Genomic DNA, 20,607 nt, shown 5'->3' on the forward strand with positions numbered 1-20,607 from the left:
GCCCTCAAACCGCTAAACCTCAGTCTAGCCGATAAACCTTGCCGCTCCCTGTCCGTTGGTTGCCGACTGAAACTATTTAGCGCATCAATTCGAAATACCCCCATCTTATCGGTTGCTTAGGGACAAAAAAGCCCTCTAACGCACCTTATGGCACTTACGCGGGCCAAAACGCGTAATAACATGATAAAAAGCGCTTAAAAATGCCGCAAAGCCAGATAATTAGCCGTTTTTTATCGACTTGTCCGAAAGTGCGCCACGCAGCGCCAATAATGGGTAATCTTTCCTATAGTTAATCTCAGCGCTTTTTTCTATTGCACGGAGACCGCAATGAAAACCGAACATGTGATGACATTAGAACAGGCTCAGGGGGGATTCGCCCCGGCCGCCGCGCCGTTGGCCACCTCCGCGATTATCACCGACGAACAGGGCATTCACGCCGGGCAAACGACCATCCCTTCTCAGGGCGACGCGCTGCCGGCCTACGTCGCCAAACCCGCCGACCATAACGGCCCCTTTCCCATCGTGCTGGTGGTGCAGGAAATCTTCGGCGTCCATGAGCACATTCAGGATCTGTGCCGTCGCCTGGCCAAGCAGGGCTATCTGGCGATCGCGCCCGAGCTCTATTTCCGCCAGGGCGATGCCAACGACTACAGCGATATCGGCGAGCTGTTCCAGCAGTTGGTGACCAAGGTGCCGGATCGTCAGGTGTTGTCCGATCTGGATCACGCCGCGCACTGGGCTATTCGCCACGGCGGCGACGCCGGCAAGCTGGCGATCACCGGTTTCTGCTGGGGCGGCCGCATTACCTGGCTGTACGCGGCGCACAACCCGCAGTTGAAGGCAGCGGTCGCCTGGTACGGCAAACTGGTCGGCGAGAAAACGCTGAATTCACCGAAGCATCCGGTCGATGTCGCCACCCACCTGTCAACGCCGGTGCTGGGGCTGTATGGCGGGCAGGACAACGGCATTCCGCTGGAGACGGTGGAAACCATGCGTCAGGCGATCCGCGCCGCCAACGCCGAGGCCGAAATCGTGGTATATCCTGGCGTCGGGCACGCATTCAACGCCGACTATCGCCCCAGCTACAACGCCGAAGCGGCGGAGGACGGCTGGCAGCGCATGCTGGCGTGGTTCGCCCAGCACGGCGTCAAGTAATCCTCCTCGCATAAAAAAGGGCGCCGAAGCGCCCAATCATCACACCAGTAAATCTATCTGCGGCGGTTTACCCGCCGCACGCCATCACGCGTGCTCGCGCAGGCGCTGCGCCGCCAATACCATGTTGGCCAGCGACTGCCGGGTTTCCGGCCAACCGCGAGTTTTCAGGCCGCAATCGGGGTTGACCCACAGGCGTTCCGCCGGGATGTTCTGCGCCGCTTTACGCAGCAGCGCTTCGATCCATTCCACGCTCGGCACGTTCGGCGAGTGGATATCGTAGACGCCCGGCCCGATTTCGTTCGGGTATTCGAACTCTTTGAAGGCTTCCAGCAGATCCATATCGGAACGCGAGGTCTCGATGGTGATCACGTCGGCGTCCAGCGCGGCGATGGAGTCCATGATGTCGTTGAACTCGCAGTAACACATGTGGGTGTGGATCTGGGTGTCATCCTGCGCCACGGCGGCGTTCAATTTGAAGGCGTCCACCGCCCAGTTCAGGTAGGCGGCCCAGTCGGATTGACGCAGCGGCAGCCCCTCGCGCAGCGCAGGTTCGTCGATCTGAATGATGCCGATGCCGGCTTTTTCCAAATCTTCCACCTCGTCGCGCAGCGCCAGCGCAATCTGCTTGGCGATCACTTCGCGGGTCACGTCTTCACGCGGGAACGACCAGCACAGGATGGTCACCGGCCCGGTCAACATGCCTTTCACCGGCTTGTCGGTCAACGACTGGGCGAATTTGGCCCATTCGACGGTAATGGCTTCCGGGCGGCTGACGTCACCGATGATGACCGGCGGCTTCACGCAGCGGGAGCCGTAGCTCTGCACCCAACCATTCTGGGTAAACACGAAGCCGTCGAGGTTCTCGCCGAAATACTCCACCATGTCGTTGCGCTCGGCTTCACCGTGCACCAGCACGTCCAGCCCGAGACGTTCCTGCTCGACAATCGCCTGTTTGATGTGCTCACCGATACTGGTGCGGTAGTTATTGCCGTCCAAACGGCCCTGTTTGAAGTCGAGACGCAGGCCGCGGATCTCGGTGGTCTGCGGGAACGAACCGATGGTGGTGGTCGGCCAGGCCGGCAGGTTGAAACGCTCGCGCTGCGCCCTGGCGCGCTCGGCGTAAGCGCTGTGGCGTTCGCTGTCCTGCGCGGTGATCGCGGCCAGCCGGCGCTCAACCTGTGGGTTATGCACACGGCTCGACTGACGGCGGGCGCGGATCGGCGCGCTGTAGGCGTCCAGTTCAGCCTGTTTCGCCGCGTCAGGCGCGTTCAGCGCAGAGCTCAACAGCGCCAGTTCGGCGCATTTTTGCAGCGCGAAGGCGAACCAGCTTTTCACTTCTTCGTCCAGACGGCTTTCCACGCTCAAGTCGATCGGGCTGTGCAACAGTGAACAAGAGGAGCCAATCCACAGCGGGCGAGTACCCACCAGCGGCTGCAAGCGCTCAAACCAGCGGCTCAGATCGGCGCGCCAAACGTTGCGGCCGTTGATCACCCCCAGTGACAGCAGCCAGTCTTTCGGCAATGCGGCGCTCAGCGCGGCGATATCGTCATGACCGGCGACCAGATCGACGTGCAGCCCCTGCACTTGCAGCGTGCGAATGGTGTCGAGGTTATGGCCGACGCTGTCGAAATACGTGGTCAACAGCAGCTTCACCTGCCCCTGCAGCGCATCGTAAGCCGGTTTGAACGCGTCCAGCCAGGCTTGCGGCAGTTCCAGCACCAGCGCAGGCTCGTCAATTTGCACCCACTCAACGCCGCGCTTCGCCAGCTCGGCCAGCACCTGCTGGTAAACAGGCAGAATCTCTTTCAGCAGCGACAGGCGGTCGAACGGCTCACCCTTCACTTTCCCCAGCCACAGATAGGTCAGCGGACCCAGCAGCACCGGCTTGATGCGATGGCCGAGCGCCAGCGCTTCATCCACTTCGTCCAACAGCTGAGTCCAGCCCAGCTTGAACTGCTGGCCTTGCTGGAATTCGGGCACCATGTAGTGGTAGTTGGTGTTGAACCATTTGGTCATTTCCGCCGCGGCCGCCGGCTCGCCGGTCGGTGCGCGGCCACGGCCGATGCGAAACAGCGTGTCCAGATCAATAGAGCCATCCGCATTCTGATGGCGCGCCGGCACATTGCCCAGCAGCAGGCTAGTGGTCAACACATGATCGTACCAGGCGAAATCGCCGACCGGCACCAAATCCACCCCGGCCTGTTGTTGCTGCTGCCAATGACGAGCGCGCAGCTCGCGGCCAACCGCCAACAGCTCTTCCTGCGTTGAGTTGCCGGCCCAGTAGCTTTCCTGAGCTTTTTTCAGCTCACGTCGTAGCCCAACGCGAGGAAAACCCAGTGTGTGATTCAAAATTGCCATCGTCATATTCCCCATTTAGCCGTCCAGATGTTTACACATCCATAATCAGCAGGTACTGTATTAACCACAAGCGCAATTTATTCACTGTCAATGTGAAGGACTCTCATGATCGAACTGAAACATTTACGGACGCTGCAGGCTCTGCGCAACAGCGGTTCGCTGGCGGGGGCGGCGGCCCAACTTCATCAGACGCAGTCTGCCCTGTCGCACCAGTTCAGCGATCTTGAGCAACGTCTGGGCTTCAAGCTGTTCGTCCGCAAGAGCCAACCGCTGCGCTTCACCGCCCAGGGCGAGATCCTGCTGCAGCTGGCGGAACAGGTGCTGCCGCAGATCCAACAGGCGCTGCAGGCCTGCCACGAGCCGCACCAGACCACGCTGCGCATCGCCATCGAATGCCACAGCTGCATTCAGTGGCTGACGCCGGCGCTGGACAACTTCCGCCAGCGTTTCCCGCAGGTGGTGATGGACTTCACTTCCGGCGTGACTTTCGATCCGCAGCCGGCCCTGCAACAGGGCGAGCTGGATCTGGTGATGACGTCGGATATTCTGCCGCGCAGCGGCCTGCACTATTCGCCGATGTTCGATTTCGAGGTGCGTCTGGTGCTGGCGCCGGATCATCCGCTGGCCGGCAAGCCGCACATCGAGCCGGAAGACTTGAGCGATGAAACGCTGTTGATTTACCCGGTGCAGCGCCAGCGGCTGGATATCTGGCGGCATTTCCTGCAGCCGGCGGGCGTTAACCCGGCATTGAAGAACGTCGATAACACACTGCTGCTGATCCAGATGGTATCGGCGCGGATGGGGATTGCGGCGCTGCCGCACTGGGTGGTGGAGAGTTTCGAACGGCAGGGGCTGGTGGTGACCAAAACCCTGGGTGACGGCCTGTGGAGCCGCCTGTACGCCGCCGTGCGCGACGGCGAACAGCGCCAGGCGGTGACCGAAGCCTTTATCCGCTCGGCCCGCCAGCACGCCTGCGATCATCTGCCGTTCGTGCGCGATGCGGCACGCCCCGGCGCGACCGGCGCCAAAGCGTTGGCGGCCGGCGTATAAACTGTCGGCCCCCCGTTTAGCCGAGCTGTTTCGGCGCCACCCAGCGGCGGTGCACCCACAGCGAAGTGACGATCACCGCCCCGCCGATGATAAAGCTCGGCCAGTGCGGCTGCTGCTGCCAGATAGCCAGGTTGACCAACAAGCCGGCCGGCACATGCATGTTGTTCATGATGCCGAGCGTGCCGGCATCCACCTGCGTCGCGCCGTAGTTCCACATGAAATAGCCCAGCCCCGACGCCACCACGCCCAGCCAGATCAGCACGCCCCACTGCAGGTTGGTGGTTGGCAGCTGCTGCGGATTGCCCCACAGGAACCAGGCCACTACCGCCACCGCCGCCGCCCCCAGGTAGAACCAGGAAAAGGCGGTGTGCTGCGGCAAGGGGTGCACTTCCATCAGGCGCTTATAGCCGACCATGCCGATGGCGAAGCTGATGTTCGCCGCCTGCACCAACAGCAGCCCCCACCAGAAGTGTTCGCTCAGTTGGTGATAGCGAATGATCGCCGCGCCCAGCACCGCCAGCAGCGCGCTGAACACATAGCCCCAGCGCAGACGGCGGCCGCTCAGTAAGTCGTAGATCAGCGTGATGTACAGCGGCGTCAACACGGTGAACAGCAGGAATTCGGGTACCGTCAGGTAGAGATAGGCGCGGAAGCTGAACAGATACATGATGCCCAGCTGGAAGGCGCCCACCAGCATATACAGCAGGATCACCCTGGGCTTGATATTGCGCCAGCGCAGGAACGGCAGGAACACCAGCGCCGCCAGCCCGATGCGCACCAGCGCCGAGAACCCGCTGTCGACATGGCCCGCCAGGTACTCGCCGATCAGGCTGAAAGAAAACGCCCACAGGATGGTGGTTATAACCAAAAGCAGCACGATGGGTTCACCCTAAAAAGACCGAAAGGGCGATTGTAACGGAAGATGGACGCATAAGGGGATGAAAGGCGGTTTACATCTGAGCAAAAGACAAACTACCAGCAAAATTTCACCGCTGAGTTAGGCTTAATAAAAAGGCGAGGTAACCATCATGAAAACGTCTCACATTCTGTTCGCTCTGCTGTTACTGCCTGGGTTGGCGGCGGCGGCCAACGGCGTAACCGACCTGCGCTCACAGCAGCAGTTACTCAACCAAAACAGCCAGCAGGCGCAACAACAGCGCTTGTTGAACAACCGGCAAATGGATCAACGCCGCCTGCAGCAGCAGCGACAGTTCGACAATCAACGGCAACAGCTGTTGCAAACCGCGCCGAGCGGCGGGCAACTGCTGCCTAACGGCAACCAGCCGCGCGATCCGTTCAATCGCACCGCGCCGGCGGTGCCGCAGGCGCCGCTGCCGGCTACGCCCGCACGCCCATAACGGTGAGGATCAGCGGCGTGGTGATCGCCGCCAGCACGGTGGACATCACCAGGCTGGTGGCGGCCGGGCCGGTGAGCGTATTGAACTGGCGCGACATCAGGTAGACGTTCACCCCCACCGCCATCGACCCAAGCAGCACCACAACCCGGGTCTCCATCGGCGGCAGATCCATCATCCAGGCCAGCAGCCAAATCACCAACGGCTGTACCAGCAACTTCAGCACGCAGATGGCGCTGCTCAGCTGCCAGCCTTCGCTGATGCGGTACTCGGCGAGCCCCATGCCAAGCACCACCAGCGACAGCGGCGCCGCCACCTGGCCGAGCATGCTGACCGGTCGATCGACGAAGTCCGGCAACGGCAAGCCGGTCAGGCTAAACAGCGTGCCGGACAAAATGCCGACGATCAGCGGGTTGGTCAGCACGCTGCGCGCGGTTTTAGCGAAGCCGCCCAGCGTCGGCGAGCCGTTGCGCGCCCATTCGATCGACACCGTCACCAGCGTCCACAGGATCAGGCCGTTGAACACCAGCACCAGCGCCACCGACGGGATCGCCGCCTGCCCCAGCATTACGCTGGCGATCGGTAAACCGAGCATCACGTTATTGGAGAAAATACCGCCCAGCGCAAACACCGATCCGGCGACGCCATCCAGCCGGAAGAGGTGCCGGGCGACCAGGCGGCCAAGCACGAACACGATCAGGCAACTGCCGAAGAACGCGATCAACAGCCGGGCGTCGACCGCCGGGCGCTGCGAGAAGTCGCACATCATGCGAAACAGCATGGCGGGCAAGGCGAGGGAAAACACGAAACGCGTCAGGCCATCGGTGATGCTGGAGGGCCATTTCCCCCAGCGAATCAGCCCATAACCCAACGCGATCAGGGCGAACAGCGGTAAAGACAGCACGATCTGGTGCCACAGTGACATCATAAAGCCTGGCATCGCATTCCTTCCGTTGGCGCGGCGGCAAGGCTTGTCGTCGCGGGATTTATCGGCGCCGGATTAAAAATCCGAGCCAATCAAATCTATCCGGTCGGTGCAAATGCAGTCAACGCCCCAGTCGAGCAGCAGGCGCGCGCGATCCGGTTGGTTGACGGTATACACCAGAATGCGCAGCCCGGCGTCTTTCAACGCGTTCACCCGCTCGGCGGTCAGCGCTTTGTGGTCGATATGCAGCGAGACGCAGTCCAGACGCTCCGTCAGCTCGCGCCAGTTGTCGTCCCACTCCTCCAGCAGCAGGCCACGCGGCAAATCCGGCACGGTGCGCTGCGCCGCCGCCAACGCTTCCACCGAGAAGGAGGAGAGCAGCGGGTCGGTCTGCCCTTGCCACTGCAACCGCGCCGCCAGCGCCACCACCCGCCCGGTTTCATCGTCGCTGCCGGTGGTCGGTTTGATCTCGATATTGGCCATCAGGCCATGTTCCCGGCAGCGTTCCGCCACCTCCGACAGCAGCGGCAGCCGCTCGCCCTTGAAGGCCGAGCTGTACCAGTTGCCGGCGTCCAGCTGCACCAGTTTATCCCACGGCAGTTCGCCCGCCACGCCCCAGCCGTTGCTGGTGCGATCCAGCGTATCGTCATGCAGCAGGAAAATTTGTCCGTCCTGTGCCAGTTTGGCGTCGAACTCGATCATCTTGTGGCCGTGGCGCGCGCCGACGTCGATCGCCGCCAGGGTGTTTTCCGGCGCCAGAGAACCGCCGCCGCGGTGGGCGACAATATGTGGGTAAGGCCAGGGTCTCGTCATCAATCCATCCGTAATCCGCTGTGGGTGTCAAAGAAGTGCAGCGCCTGAGCAGGCAGCTGCAAATATAGCGTACTGCCCGCCGCCGGCAAGGTTTCATGCGACAGCCGCGCGATCACCCCGTGACCGCCCCACTGGCCGTGCGCCAGATTATCGGCTCCCAGCAGTTCCAGCGTCTGCAGCTGCAGCGGCACGCCCTGGCCTTGCGCCACCAGCTGAATATGCTCCGGCCGAATGCCCAGCGTCAACTGCCGTCCCGCCCACTGCGGCTTGGCCGCCGGCAACGGCAGCGCCATGCCGTCCGCCAGCAGCAGCTGGCCGCCGTCGGCGCTCAGGGTGCCGGGCAGCAGGTTCATCGCCGGCGAGCCGATAAAGCCGGCGACGAACAGCGAAGCCGGCCGCTGATATACCTCGCTCGGGGTGCCGATCTGCTCCGCCACGCCCTTGTTCATCACGATCACCCGCTGCGCCAGCGTCATCGCCTCCACCTGATCGTGGGTCACGTACAGGCTGGTGGTTTTCAGGCGTCGGTGCAGCTGTTGCAGCTCCAGGCGCATCTGCACCCGCAGTTTGGCGTCCAGGTTGGACAGCGGCTCGTCGAACAGGAATACCGCCGGTTCGCGCACGATGGCGCGCCCCATCGCCACGCGCTGGCGCTGGCCGCCGGATAGCTCGCGCGGTTTGCGCTTGAGCAGCGGCTCCAGCTCCAGAATGCGCGCCGCCTCCTCCACCCGCTGGCGGATATGATCCTTGCCGAAACCGCGGATCTTGAGGCCGTAGGCCATGTTGTCGTACACGCTCATGTGCGGATAGAGCGCGTAGTTCTGAAACACCATCGCGATGCCGCGATCCTTGGGCTCCAGATCGGTCACGCGCCGGGTATCGATATAAATATCGCCGCTGGTGGTGCGTTCCAGCCCGGCCACCATGCGCAGCAGCGTGGACTTGCCGCAGCCGGACGGGCCGACCATCACGATGAACTCACCGTCCGCCACGTCGAGGTCAATCTGTTTGATCACCGGCGTTTTACCGTCGTAAGACTTGGTGACCGCCTGTAGTTTTAATCCTGCCATCGTCGTTATTTCTCGCTATCAACCAGACCGCGCACAAACCAGCGCTGCATCAGAAGCACCACCGCCAGCGGTGGCAATAAAGTCAGAATCATCGCCGCCATCACCTGGTTCCACTGGGTCGGCGCGCCGGAAGTGGAGATCATGCTCTTGATGCCCGCCACCGCGGTGCCCATCGAGGCGTCGCTGGTGATCAGGATCGGCCACAGGTATTGGTTCCAGCCGTAGATAAAGGTGATGACGAACAGCGCCGCCAGATTGGTTTTCGACAGCGGCAGCACAATGTCCCAGAAGAAACGCATCGGCCCGGCGCCGTCGATGCGCGCCGCCTCCAGCAGCTCATCCGGCAGCGTCATGAAGAACTGGCGCAGCAGGAAGGTCGCGGTGGCCGAGGCCATCAGCGGCAGCGTCAGGCCGGTGTAGCTATCCAGCAGGTTGAGGTTGGAGATCACCTCCACCGTCGGGAAAATGCGCACCTCCACCGGCAACATCAGGGTGAGGAAAATCAGCCAGAAAAACAGGCTGCGCAGCGGGAAACGGAAATACACGATGGCGTAAGCCGACAGCACCGACACCGCGATCTTGCCGCAGGTGATCGCCAGCGCCATGATCACGCTGTTGAGCAGCAGCAGCGAGAACGGCACCTTGAGGTTGCCCACGCCGCCCTGCCAGATATTGCGAATGTTCTCCCACAGGTGGCCGCCGGGCACCAGCGTCATCGGCACCTGAAACACCTGTTTGTCGTCCAGCGTGGCGGCGACAAAGGCCACGTACAGCGGGAACAGCACCACCAGCACGCCGATAATCAGCATCACATGGCTGAAGATGTCCAGCCCGCGTCGATTCTCAATCATTGGTAGCGCACCTTACGTTCAACGAAGCGGAACTGGATCACCGTCAGGCCGATCACCAGCAACATCAGGATCACCGACTGCGCGGCGGAACTGGAGAGATCCAGCCCGGCGAAGCCTTCGCGGTAGATTTTGTAGATCAACGTGGTGGTGGACTGCACCGGCCCGCCGCCGGTGGCGGCGTCGATCACCGGGAAGGTATCGAAGAAGGCGTACACCAGATTGACCACCAGCAGGAAGAAGCTGACCGGCGCGATCAGCGGCAGCACCAGATGGAAGAAACGCCGCACCGGGCCGGCGCCGTCGATGGCCGCCGCTTCCATCAGCGAACGCGGAATAGACTGCAGCGCCGCGAGGAAAAACAGGAAGTTATAGCTTATCTGCTGCCATACCGAAGCCAGCACCACCAGGAACATCGCCTGGCCGCTGTTTTGCGCATGGTTCCAGTTATAGCCCAGACCGTTGAGGAAATGGGTGATCAACCCCAGACCGGGGTTGAACAGAAAGATCCACAGCACCGCCGCCACCGCCGGCGCCACCGCGTAGGGCAAGATCATCAGCGTGCGATAGAGGCGGCTGCCGCGCAGCACGTAGTCCACCAGCGCGGCGAAGAACAGCGAGACCGCCAGCCCGATGCCCGCCACCAGGAAGCTGAAGATCAGCGTGGTATAGAACGAGTCGAGGTAGTAAGGATCCTGGAACAGCTGTTTAAAGTTATCCAGCCCGACAAACTGGCTGGACAGGCCGAACGGATCGAGGCTCTGCACCGAATACCACAGCGCCTCGCCGGCGGGCCATAAAAAGAAGACGGCGGTAATCAGCAGCTGCGGCAGCACCAACGCATAGGGCAGCCAGCTGCAGCCGAAACCGGGACGGGAAGATGACATAGACGTTAAACCATTAATCGGGTGCAGAAGGATCGGCGTGAAGACGCGAGCCCGGTCCGCCGGGCCCGCGACGCAGGATTACTTGGTCGATGCTTCGAAGCGGCGCAGCAGCACGTCACCGCGCTGCACGGCGGCGTCCAGCGCCTGCTGAGGCGTTTTCTTGCCGGTCCACACGCCTTCCAGCTCTTCATCCACCACGCTGCGGATCTGCGGCATGTTGCCCAGGCGCAGGCCCTTGGTGAACGGCAACGGCGGCTTGTTCAGCATCTGGCGAGTGGCGACGTCGGCCCCCGGGTTCTTGTCGTAGAAGCCCTGCTGCTTGGTCAGATCGTAAGCCGCGGTGGTGATCGGCAGATAACCGGTCTTCTGGTGCCATTCGGCGGCGATTTCCGGCTGCGCCAGGTACTGCAGGAACTCGGCCACGCCCTTGTAGGTGGCGGCGTCTTTGCCGTTCATCACCCACAGACTGGCCCCGCCGATGATGGCGTTCTGCGGCGCGTTTTTCGCGTCAGCGTCGTACGGCATCATGCCGACGCCGTAGTTGAATTTGGCGTAGTGCTTGATGTCCGCCAGCGAACCGGAAGAGGCGGTGGTGATGGCGCAATCGCCGTTGTAGAACTTCTCGGTGGATTCGTCTTTGCGGCCGAAATAGGTGAAGTCGCCCTTCTTGTTCATCGCTTCGAGCAACGCGATATGCTTGACCTGCAGCGGTTGGTTGAACTCCAGCTTGGCGCTGGTGCCGCCAAATCCGTTGTTTTCACTGGCGAACGGCACGCCGTGCCAGGCGCTGAAGTTCTCCAGTTGGATCCAACCCTGCCAGCCGCTGGCGTAACCGCACTTCATGCCTGCTTCGCGCAGTTTGGCGGTATCCGCCGCCAGTTCCTGCCAGGTTTTCGGCGGCTGATCCGGGTTCAGGCCGGCCTTTTTGAAGGCGTCTTTGTTGTAGTACAGCACCGGCGTGGAGCTGTTGAACGGCTGCGAAAGCAGATGGCCGCTCTTGTTGTCGGTGTAATAGCCGGCCACCGTCGGCACGAACACCGACTCGTCGAAGTTGATGCCGGCCTCTTTAAACACTTCGTAGACCGGCTTGATGGCTTTGCTGGCCATCATGGTGGCGGTGCCCACCTCGTAAACCTGCAGGATCGCCGGCGCCTTGCCGGAGCGGTAAGCGGCGATGCCCGCCGCCAGGCTCTGTTCGTAGTTGCCTTTATAAACCGGCACAATCTTGACGTCGCTGTGCGACTGATTGAAGCGATCCGCCAGGGAATCCACTTCCTTACCCAGTTCGCCTTCCATCGAATGCCAGAACGGGATTTCTGTCGCCGCCAGCGCCTGGGCGCTGACCGCCAGGGTCAATGCGACGCACAGCGTGGTTTTGCGAATAGCGTAGGTGAGCATGCCTAACTCCTGAAAAGCTGGTGTAAAAGCGCGTGAGCGAAAAGAATCAATTCTTAATGAGGGAGTGCCCCTATAGCTTTCGAGTTGCAGCCAGGCGGCAACCTGCTGGCTCCCTGGAGCTTAGCTAACTAAGTGACAGGGGGGCAGCCGGGCAGCCAACAACGCTGCGGCTCGAAAGATGACGGGGGATAACATGCCATGCGCGGATGACAGAAAAATAACCGTTAGATGACAGCCACATGACGGCAAGGTGAAGTGAAGATGGCGGTTTGATGTCGGCGGCGGGCATGGGCTCCGCCGCCGCGAGGATTACAGCGAACGGCGCAGGCGCGCCACCGCTTCTTGCATCTGCTGCTCGGTGGCGGTGGCGAACGACAGGCGGAAGGTCGAACGATCCGGGTTGTCGGAGAAGAAGTATTCCCCCGGCACGAACACCACGCCCTGCTGCAGCGTGGTGTTCAGCCATTCGGTGGCGTTGAACGGCTGGCGGAAACGCGCCCACAGGAACATGCCGCCCTTCGGTTTATCGAAGGTGATGTAGTCGCCCAGCTCCTGCTCCACCAAACCGGCCAGGATCTCGCCCTTTTGCTTGTAGGCGGCGCGGATCTTGTCGATCTGCGCCGGCAGGCGATCCAGGCCAAGGTAGCATTCGACGATGCTCTGCGACAGGGCGCTGGCGTGCAGATCCGCCGCCTGTTTGATGATCGCCACTTTATGCAGCAGGAACGGCGGCAGGATCGCCCAGCCCAAACGCAGGCCCGGCGCCAGGATCTTGGAGAAGGTCGAGGTATAGATGATGTGGTCGGTGTTGCCCAGCACCCGCTGCGACACCTGATGCAGCGTCGGGTGGCGCTCTTCGGTGAAACGCAGTTCGCCGTACGGATCGTCTTCGATGATCAGGAAGTTATGTTCGGCGGCCAGCTTCACCAGCAGTTCGCGGCGCGCGGCGCTGAGGGTAATGCCGCTGGGGTTGCCGAAGTTCGGCACCACGTACACGCCCTTGATGCGCTGGGTTTTCAGCAGTTCGGCCAGCTCTTCCACCACCATGCCGTCGCTGTCAGACGAGACCGACATGATGTTGGCCTCCGCCAGTTCCAGCGTTTGCAGCGCCGCCAGGTAGGTCGGGCGCTCCACCACAAACACGTCGCCCGGGTTGACGATGGCGCGCATCACCAAATCCAGTGCCTGCTGCGAGCCGGCGGTGACCATCACCTCTTCCGCGCCAGCGGTGACGCCGCGCTCGGCGCACAGCGCGCAAATGCGCTCACGCAGCAGCGGGCTGCCCTCGGTCAAACCATACTGGAACGCGCTTTTCGGCTGTTCGGTGATCGCCTGCTGGGTGGCGATGCTCAACCCTTCGAAATCGAACAGCGCATCAGAGGGGATGCCGCCCGCCAGCGAAATGACGTGTTCCATCTTACTGTGCTTAAGCAATTCACGGATGGCCGAACTTTTTACGTTAACGATGCGCTGCGCGAGTAACCCTTCTGTCTTCATTTCTTCTTCTCGTACCTGATTATTTTAATTCGTAGGGGGGCGGATTAACCGCCCAGATACGCCGACCTCACTGCTTCGTTGGCTAACAATGCAGCCCCCGTATCTTCCAACACCACGCGGCCGTTTTCCAGCACATAACCGCGGTCCGCCAATTTCAGCGCCTGATTGGCGTTTTGCTCCACCAGGAAGATGGTCATGCCCTCTTCCCGCAGCTGCTGAATGATGTCGAAGATCTGCTGGATGATGATGGGCGCCAGCCCAAGCGAAGGTTCGTCGAGCAGCAGCAGCTTCGGCTGGCTCATCAGCGCGCGGCCGATGGCCAGCATCTGCTGTTCGCCGCCGGACATGGTGCCGGCGCGCTGGCTTCGGCGCTCCAGCAGGCGCGGGAACAGCGTGAACACCCGTTCGATGCGCTGCTGATATTGGTGACGATCGGCGAAGAAGCCGCCCATCGCCAGGTTTTCTTCCACCGTCATGCGCGAGAAGACGCGCCGCCCTTCCGGCACGATCGCCACCGCTTCGCGCATGATGCGCGAGGTTTGCCACTGGGTGATGTCCTGGCCCTGGAAAACGATGCTGCCTTCGCTGGCGCGCGGTTCGCCGCACAGGGTGCCGAGCAGCGTGGTTTTACCGGCGCCGTTGGCGCCGATTAACGTCACGATTTCGCCCTGACTTATCGTGAGACTGACCTGATGCAGCGCCTGAATTTTGCCGTAATGGGCGGATACCTGATTGAATGACAACATAAAGACTGCGCCCCGTCATTGTGCGTGAGCATCGCTGGTGATTATTTCGCTGCGCAGCAAGGCGCGAGCCGTGAGGTTTGGTGGGCCAAATAAACGGTGAGTAACGCAGCGGCGCGGCGAAATAGCCCCAGCCCTGCGGGTCGCGCCCCAAAAACCCGCTCTCTGCGTTGTCAGATTCGAACATAGTCCCGCTATGTTCTTCATCTTCCGCCTTGATAGCGGGTTTTTGGGTCTGCGACGATGGCACGAACAATGATGGGACACAGTCTTAAGCCTCGCCCAAATAAGCCCGGATCACGTCCGGGTTGTTGCGGATCTCCGCCGGTGTGCCCTGCGCCAGCGGCGTGCCCTGATTCACCACATAAATGCGGTCGGAAATGCCCATCACCAGCTTCATGTCGTGCTCGATCAGCAACACCGAGACCTTATGCCGATCGCGCAGCTCGACGATCAGATGATCCAGCTCGTCAGTCTCTTTCGGGTTGAGGCCGGCGGCCGGTTCGTCCAGCATCAGCAGCTCCGGCCGGGTCACCATGCAGCGGGCGATCTCCAGCCGCCGCTGCTGCCCATAGGCCAGGTTGCCCGCCGAACGGTTGGCCATCTCCAGCAGGCCGACGCGCTCCAGCCACTCCGCCGCGCGCGCCAGCGCCTCGGCTTCGGCGCGGCGGAAGGCCGGGGTTTTCAGCAGCCCGGCGAACACGCCGCTTTTCAGGTGCTGATGCTGCGCCACCAGCAGGTTCTCAATCACCGTCATTTCACGGAACAGCCGCACATGCTGGAAGGTGCGCACCACGCCCATACGGGCAATGGCCTGCCCCGCCAGCCCTTCCAGATGGCGATCGCGCAATTTGATGGTGCCACCGCTCGGACGGTAAAAACCGGTCAGGCAGTTGAATACCGTGGTTTTACCGGCGCCGTTGGGGCCGATCAGCGACACGATTTCGCCTTCGTTCAGCGTCAGCGCCACATTGTTGACCGCCAGCAGCCCGCCGAAACGCATCGACAGGCCTTCCACCTGCAGTAAAGGTTGAACGCTCATGCCTGTTTCCCCTTGCCCGCGTGAATGTCCGCCGCCTGCAGCTTCAACTGCGGCCGTTTCATCGGCAACAGCCCTTGCGGCCGCCAAATCATCATCAGCACCATCAGCGCACCCAGCAGCAACATGCTGTATTCATTCAGATCGCGCATCAGCTCGCGCGACACCACCAGCAGGATTGCCGCCAGAATGACCGCGAACTGCGAGCCCATGCCCCCCAGTACGACGATCGCCAACACGAAGGCAGACTCGACGAAGGTGAAAGATTCCGGGCTGACGAACCCCTGGCGCGCGGCGAACAGCGTGCCGGCAAACCCGGCGAATGCGGCGCTGATGGTAAAGGCGGTCAGCTTGATGCGCGTCGGGCTGAGGCCCAGCGAGCGGCAGGCGATCTCGTCTTCGCGCAGCGCTTCCCAGGCGCGCCCGAGCGGCATGCGCAGCAGGCGGTTGATGACGAACAGCGTCAGCACCACCAGCAGCAACGCCACCAGGTACAGGAATACGATGCGATCGCTCGGATCGTATTTCAGGCCGAAGACGTTATGGAAAGTATCCCAGCCGCCGTCGCGCACGCTGCGGTTGAACTCCAGGCCGAAGAAGGTCGGTTTCGGGATCTGGCTGATGCCGTTCGGCCCGCCGGTGATCTCGGTATTGTTCAGCAGCAGAATGCGCACGATCTCGCCGAAGCCGAGCGTCACGATCGCCAGATAGTCGCCGCGCAGCCGCAGCACCGGGAAACCGAGCAGGAAGCCGAAGGCGGCGGTGACGATGCCCGCCAGCGGCAGGCTCTCCCAAAAGCCGAAACCGTAATAGTGATTCAGCAGCGCGTAGGTGTAGGCGCCGATGGCGTAGAAACCGCCGTAGCCGAGCACCAGCAGACCGGACAAGCCCACCACCACGTTGAGGCCGAGGCCCAGCATCACGTAGATCAGCGTCAGGGTGGCGATATCCACCGTGCCGCGCGACACCAGGAACGGCCAGGCGACCGCCGCCACAAGCAGCAGAGCCGCCAGCAGCTTTTGCCGCGGCGTGGTGCCGTCGAAGCTCGGCAGCACGAACGCCGGGCCGGAGACTTTTTTCAATCCCTGTTGCAGCAGCGGGCGCAACAGCTGGAATAAAAAGACGATGACGCAGCCGATGCCGATCCACATCCAGCGCACTTCCGCCGCGCCGTGCACCACCAGTTTGGTGCCGTCCAGGCTGAGCTGCATGCCCATCAGGAACGACGCCATCACGAACAGCACCGCCGTGGCGATCAGCGCATTGAGCAGATTGAGTTTCATACTTTCTCAACCTCCGGACGCCCGAGAATGCCGGTCGGCATGATCAGCAGCACCACGATCAGCAGCGCGAACGACACCACGTCTTTGTATTCGGTGCTCAGATAGGCGGAGGTCAGCGCTTCCGCCACGCCCAGCACCAGGCCGCCGATCATCGCGCCGGGAATGCTGCCGATGCCGCCCAGAACCGCGGCGGTAAAGGCTTTCATACCGGCCATAAAGCCGATGTAAGGATTGATGACGCCGTAGAACTGGCCGAGCAATACCCCGGCCACCGCCGCCATCACCGCACCGATGACGAAGGTCAGCGAGATCACCCGGTCGGTGTTGATGCCCAGCAGGCTGGCCATCTTCAGATCTTCCGCACAGGCGCGGCAGGCGCGGCCCATGCGCGAATAGCGGATAAACAGCGTCAGCGCCAGCATCGCCAGGAAGGTCACGAGCCAGATGGTCAGCTGCATGGTGCTGATGGTGGCGGCGAAGCCGTTGCTTTCCCCCAGCACCCACTGGCCGGTGACCAGGCTGGGCAGCGCCAGATCGCGCGAGCCCTGCGTCAGGCTGACGTAGTTTTGCAGGAATATCGACATGCCGATGGCCGAGATCAGCGCAATCAGGCGCTTGGAGTTGCGCACCGGCTTGTAGGCCACCCGCTCGATGCTCCAGCCGTAGGCGCTGGCGATGACGATCGAAACCAGGAACGCGGCGCCGATCAGCAGCCAGCCGACGTCGATGCCGAGCATCATCAGGGCGGCGATAACGATAAAGGAGACATAGCTGCCGATCATGTACACCTCGCCGTGGGCGAAGTTGATCATGCCGATGATGCCGTAAACCATGGTGTAACCGATGGCGATCAATGCATAGGTGCTGCCCAACGTTAAGCCGTTGAACATCTGCTGCAGAAAATAGAGGAGCTGCTCTGACATACTCTGAACCCTTGGCTGCGAAACCCGCCGACGGAGAACCGGCGGGTAAAGGGAGACGGGGCCGGCAAGCCGACCCGCCGGGCACAGCAAACTGCGCCCCACCCTAATCATTATGGCTTATTTGATCGGTGTGGACGTGCCGTTGGCATGCCACTCGAACACGCCGAACTCGAAGCCTTTCAGGTCGCCCTTGTCATCCCAGCTCAGCGGCCCCATCACGGTGTCCACCGGCTTGCCGGTTTTCAGATCCTTGACGATGTCCGCCGGCTCCTGGCTGCCGCTGCGCTCCATCCCGGTGGTCAGCGACTGCAGCGCGGCATAGGTGGTCCAGACGAACGGGCCGGTCGGATCCAGCTTCTTGGCTTTCAACGCATCGACGATCGGCTGGTTGGCAGGCACCTGATCGTAGCGTTTCGGCAGCGTCACCAACATGCCTTCCGAAGCGGCGCCGGCGATGTTGGACAGTGAGGAGTTGCCCACGCCTTCCGGCCCCATAAAGCGGGTCGTCAACCCGGCCTGTTTGGCCTGACGCAGGATCTGGCCCATTTCCGGGTAGTAACCGCCGAAGTACACGAAGTCGATATTCTCTTTCTTCAGGCGCGCCACCAGGGTGGAGAAGTCTTTGTCGCCGGCGGTGATGCCTTCGAACATCGCCACTTCGGTGCCCTGTTTTTTCAGGCTGTCGCGCACCGAGCGCGCCAGGCCTTCGCCGTATTGCTGCTTATCGTGCACCACGGCGATGCGCTTCGGTTTGATGTCGCTGAGGATGTATTTGGCGGCGGTCGGGCCCTGATCCGAATCCAGGCCGGTGGTGCGCAGGATCATCTTGTAGCCGCGGGTGGTCAGATCGGCGTTGGTGGCCGCCGGGGTAATCATGATCACGCCTTCGTCTTCATAGATATCGGACGCCGGCTGGGTGGAAGAGGAACACAGGTGGCCAATCACGTAGCGAATGCCGTCGTTGATCACCTTGTTGGCGACCGCAACCGCCTGTTTCGGATCGCAGGCGTCGTCATATTCCACGCCGACCAACTTGTCGCCCTTGATGCCGCCCTTGGCGTTGATGTCGGCAATCGCCTGGCGCGCGCCGGTAAACTCCATGTCGCCATACTGCGCGACCGGGCCGGACATCGCCCCGACGATCGCCACCTTGATGTCTTTCGCCATAGCCGCCTGGCTCATGGCCATCGCAATGCAACCCGCCAGCAGTGCCTTACCTGTTGTTAATTTCATCCGCAAATCCCCATCTGTCGTTGTGAACGTACCTGTTGTGTTTGCCTGCGCCCGATCGTTATTGACCGCTTTTGTTATAAGTAATAATGATTTAGGCGCTTTGTCGGCATTATTTTCTAATAAGACTTTATTTTTCATGCCATTAAACAGGAATTTTCTGCTGCAAATCAACTTCATCAGGCAGAAACAAGCGGTGTAAACAGGATAAAATTCGAATTAAATCTGCGCCGTTTACCTTGAGGCGTAGCGCGTTGTGCTGGTTAACAATCCCTTTACTAACTATTTACTCGGAAAATGCCCCGTGCAAAAAACATATTGCACAGTAATCGTACAGAAAAACTTACACAACGCTCTGCACAAGATCTATTACACTGTCGGCATCATTTAGCTGCGCGGAAATTCTGCATGAAACTGACCATCGAGCGCCTGACCGCGCTATCCCCGCAAGACCTTATCGACCTCGGTAAAATTTGGCCGCACCAGCAGCCGGAACAGTGGCAGCGCTGGCTGAGCGACGGTAGGGCGCTGTTCGCCGCCCGCTTCAACGAGCGTCTGCTGGGCGCGGTGAAAATTGCGCTGCAGGACGACCGCGCCGAACTGCAGGATCTGCTGGTGCGCGAAGTGACGCGCCGCCGCGGCGTCGGTCTTTACCTGGTGCAGGATGCGCAGCGTCAGCTGCCGCAGGTCGCCCACTGGCAGCTGTCGACCGCCGGTCTGGCGCCGCGCGAACGCGGGGAAGTCGATAACTTCATGCGCGCCTGCGGCTTTGCACCGCAGGGCGATCTCTGGCAAAAATGAAACGCCGGTTGGCGGCGCTGGTTTTGATTGCGCTGGGGTTGGCGGCCTGGTTCGCCGGGCATCAGCAGGCGCTGCGCCTGGCCTCAGGCTGGGATCAGCAGGTTTATGTCTGGCAGCGGGTGTGGACGCCGCAGCACGCCGATGCGCTGGCGCACAGCCGCGATCTGTTCAGCGGGGTGCGAGTGCTAACGCTGCAGGTGCATCCGCGTGAAGGCTGGCGGGAAATCCCGGCCGATCTCAGCCTGCTGAAGCAGGACGGCCGCCCGCTCTGGCTGGTGGCGCGCCTCGACGGCCAGCTGCCGCAGCTGGACCAGGCGGCCATTATCCAGCGCCTGCTGGCGCTCACCCAGCGCTGGCAGGCGGCCGGGCTGCCCGTCACCGGCGTCGAGATCGATCATGACGCCGCCACCGCCCGCCTGCCGGACTACCAACGCTTTCTGCAGCGGTTACGCCAACGGCTGCCCGCCGCTGTGCAGCTCGGCATCACCGCCCTGCCGGCCTGGATCGGCTCGCCCGACCTGCCCGGCGTACTGCAACAGGCCGACAGCTCCGTCCTGCAGGTGCATGCGGTGCTCTCGCCGCAGCAGGGGCTGTTTGACGGCCCCTTGGCGCTACGCTGGGTGCGGCAGTACGCCGCCGTCACACCGAAGCCGTTTCGCGTCGCGCTGCCGGCTTATGGCATGGCGCTGCTGGGGTTTGATGCGCAGGGTGCACAGGTGGAGAGCGAATCCTCGCTGCGCGTGGCGGGCAACGGCCGTGAGCTGACGGTCGCGCCGCAGCAGATCGCCGATTTTCTGCAAACGCTGGCGCAGCAAACGCCGCCCCGGCTGCGCGGCATTATCTGGTTCCGCTTGCCGCTGGCGGACGATCGGCGCGCCTGGTCGCTCGCCACGCTGCGAGCGGTGATCGAACGGCGGCCGCTGAATGTCGACTGGCAGGTAAAATTTAGGCCTCAGCCACAGCAAAACGGGCTGTATGATCTGATAATTCATAACAACGGGCCGGTGGACGCCCCGCTGCCGCAAGAAGTCATCATCCGCGCCGACGACTGCCTGGCGGCGGACGCGGTCGGCAACTACCGGCTGGAGTCCGCACCGCAACGGCAACGCTTTATTCGAATCAGCGGCGATCAGCTGCGCGCCGGACAATCCCGGCCGCTGGGCTGGCTGCGCTGCCAACAACTGACGCCAGGAGGCACCCTTGTCACACCTTGATACGCGCGCGGCACGGAA

The 20,607-nt window shown here is 61.8% G+C and carries 19 protein-coding genes; 5 read left to right on the top strand and 14 right to left on the bottom strand.

Going from position 1 to position 20,607, the window contains the following annotated elements; genetic code table 11:
* The first annotated feature begins 327 nt into the window (after positions 1-327).
* Positions 328-1,155 carry a dienelactone hydrolase family protein gene (locus ACTJJ6_RS13065; RefSeq protein ID WP_079450407.1) on the top strand — a complete coding sequence of 276 codons (828 nt, stop codon included), beginning with the start codon at positions 328-330 and terminating at the stop codon, positions 1,153-1,155.
* A gap of 84 nt (positions 1,156-1,239) precedes the next feature.
* On the opposite strand, the gene metE is transcribed toward ACTJJ6_RS13065, so the two are convergent.
* A complete protein-coding gene (metE, locus tag ACTJJ6_RS13070; protein WP_185976504.1) occupies positions 1,240-3,528 on the bottom strand; it encodes a 5-methyltetrahydropteroyltriglutamate--homocysteine S-methyltransferase in 2,289 nt (762 codons plus the stop codon).
* A gap of 90 nt (positions 3,529-3,618) precedes the next feature.
* Here metE and metR point away from each other — a divergent pair, with 90 nt between their 5' ends.
* Positions 3,619-4,563, top strand: a complete 945-nt coding sequence (gene metR / locus ACTJJ6_RS13075) for an HTH-type transcriptional regulator MetR (protein ID WP_016929455.1) — start codon at positions 3,619-3,621, stop codon at positions 4,561-4,563.
* A 16-nt stretch (positions 4,564-4,579) separates the two neighbouring features.
* On the opposite strand, the gene ACTJJ6_RS13080 is transcribed toward metR, so the two are convergent.
* The gene (locus ACTJJ6_RS13080) at positions 4,580-5,440 is read right to left on the bottom strand and encodes a carboxylate/amino acid/amine transporter (RefSeq protein ID WP_440804310.1); all 861 of its coding nucleotides are present in this window, start codon (positions 5,438-5,440) and stop codon (positions 4,580-4,582) included.
* Positions 5,441-5,591: 151 nt separating this feature from the next.
* On the opposite strand from ACTJJ6_RS13080, the gene ACTJJ6_RS13085 reads away from it, so the two are divergent.
* Positions 5,592-5,921 carry a hypothetical protein gene (locus ACTJJ6_RS13085; protein ID WP_049299739.1) on the top strand — a complete coding sequence of 110 codons (330 nt, stop codon included), beginning with the start codon at positions 5,592-5,594 and terminating at the stop codon, positions 5,919-5,921.
* Here the strand turns inward: ACTJJ6_RS13085 and ACTJJ6_RS13090 are convergent.
* From ACTJJ6_RS13090 to ACTJJ6_RS13145, 12 genes are all read right to left on the bottom strand, one after another.
* A complete protein-coding gene (locus tag ACTJJ6_RS13090) occupies positions 5,902-6,858 on the bottom strand; it encodes an AEC family transporter (protein ID WP_016929458.1) in 957 nt (318 codons plus the stop codon). The two genes, ACTJJ6_RS13085 and ACTJJ6_RS13090, sit on opposite strands and share 20 nt — an antisense overlap.
* 60 nt (positions 6,859-6,918) lie before the next feature.
* Complete coding sequence (gene ugpQ / locus ACTJJ6_RS13095) at positions 6,919-7,656, bottom strand: glycerophosphodiester phosphodiesterase (protein WP_440804307.1); 738 nt, start codon at positions 7,654-7,656, stop codon at positions 6,919-6,921.
* On the bottom strand, positions 7,656-8,726 hold the full coding sequence (locus ACTJJ6_RS13100) for a sn-glycerol-3-phosphate import ATP-binding protein UgpC (protein ID WP_038874163.1): 1,071 nt from the start codon (positions 8,724-8,726) through the stop codon (positions 7,656-7,658). The genes ugpQ and ACTJJ6_RS13100 overlap by 1 nt, the downstream gene beginning before the upstream one ends.
* Positions 8,727-8,731: 5 nt before the next feature.
* Positions 8,732-9,577 carry a sn-glycerol-3-phosphate ABC transporter permease UgpE gene (gene ugpE / locus ACTJJ6_RS13105; RefSeq protein ID WP_004934403.1) on the bottom strand — a complete coding sequence of 282 codons (846 nt, stop codon included), beginning with the start codon at positions 9,575-9,577 and terminating at the stop codon, positions 8,732-8,734.
* Positions 9,574-10,461 (bottom strand): sn-glycerol-3-phosphate ABC transporter permease UgpA, encoded by an 888-nt coding sequence (gene ugpA, locus ACTJJ6_RS13110; RefSeq protein WP_197826793.1) that lies wholly within the window; start codon positions 10,459-10,461, stop codon positions 9,574-9,576. The genes ugpE and ugpA overlap by 4 nt, the downstream gene beginning before the upstream one ends.
* A gap of 78 nt (positions 10,462-10,539) precedes the next feature.
* A complete protein-coding gene (gene ugpB, locus ACTJJ6_RS13115; protein ID WP_004934396.1) occupies positions 10,540-11,859 on the bottom strand; it encodes a sn-glycerol-3-phosphate ABC transporter substrate-binding protein UgpB in 1,320 nt (439 codons plus the stop codon).
* A 309-nt stretch (positions 11,860-12,168) separates the two neighbouring features.
* Entirely contained in the window at positions 12,169-13,356 is a 1,188-nt protein-coding gene (locus ACTJJ6_RS13120; protein WP_033638994.1) for an aminotransferase-like domain-containing protein, read from the bottom strand.
* A 44-nt stretch (positions 13,357-13,400) separates the two neighbouring features.
* Positions 13,401-14,102, bottom strand: coding sequence for a high-affinity branched-chain amino acid ABC transporter ATP-binding protein LivF (gene livF / locus ACTJJ6_RS13125; protein ID WP_015376292.1), 702 nt, complete (start codon positions 14,100-14,102; stop codon positions 13,401-13,403).
* Positions 14,103-14,370: 268 nt separating this feature from the next.
* Complete coding sequence (livG, locus tag ACTJJ6_RS13130; protein WP_440804302.1) at positions 14,371-15,141, bottom strand: high-affinity branched-chain amino acid ABC transporter ATP-binding protein LivG; 771 nt, start codon at positions 15,139-15,141, stop codon at positions 14,371-14,373.
* Positions 15,138-16,421, bottom strand: a complete 1,284-nt coding sequence (locus ACTJJ6_RS13135) for a high-affinity branched-chain amino acid ABC transporter permease LivM (protein ID WP_115116322.1) — start codon at positions 16,419-16,421, stop codon at positions 15,138-15,140. The genes livG and ACTJJ6_RS13135 overlap by 4 nt, the downstream gene beginning before the upstream one ends.
* Positions 16,418-17,344 (bottom strand): high-affinity branched-chain amino acid ABC transporter permease LivH, encoded by a 927-nt coding sequence (livH, locus tag ACTJJ6_RS13140; RefSeq protein ID WP_015376290.1) that lies wholly within the window; start codon positions 17,342-17,344, stop codon positions 16,418-16,420. The genes ACTJJ6_RS13135 and livH overlap by 4 nt, the downstream gene beginning before the upstream one ends.
* A 117-nt stretch (positions 17,345-17,461) precedes the next feature.
* On the bottom strand, positions 17,462-18,577 hold the full coding sequence (locus ACTJJ6_RS13145; RefSeq protein WP_015376289.1) for a branched-chain amino acid ABC transporter substrate-binding protein: 1,116 nt from the start codon (positions 18,575-18,577) through the stop codon (positions 17,462-17,464).
* 405 nt (positions 18,578-18,982) lie between these two features.
* Between ACTJJ6_RS13145 and panM the strand changes: the two genes are divergently transcribed.
* Positions 18,983-19,375, top strand: coding sequence for an aspartate 1-decarboxylase autocleavage activator PanM (gene panM, locus ACTJJ6_RS13150; protein WP_016929466.1), 393 nt, complete (start codon positions 18,983-18,985; stop codon positions 19,373-19,375).
* A complete protein-coding gene (locus ACTJJ6_RS13155) occupies positions 19,372-20,589 on the top strand; it encodes a DUF3142 domain-containing protein (protein WP_049300253.1) in 1,218 nt (405 codons plus the stop codon). The genes panM and ACTJJ6_RS13155 overlap by 4 nt, the downstream gene beginning before the upstream one ends.
* Positions 20,590-20,607: the final 18 nt, after the last annotated feature.

The organism is Serratia sp. 22278 (assembly GCF_052045405.1).
In the GTDB taxonomy this organism is placed as follows: Bacteria; Pseudomonadota; Gammaproteobacteria; order Enterobacterales; family Enterobacteriaceae; genus Serratia; species Serratia marcescens.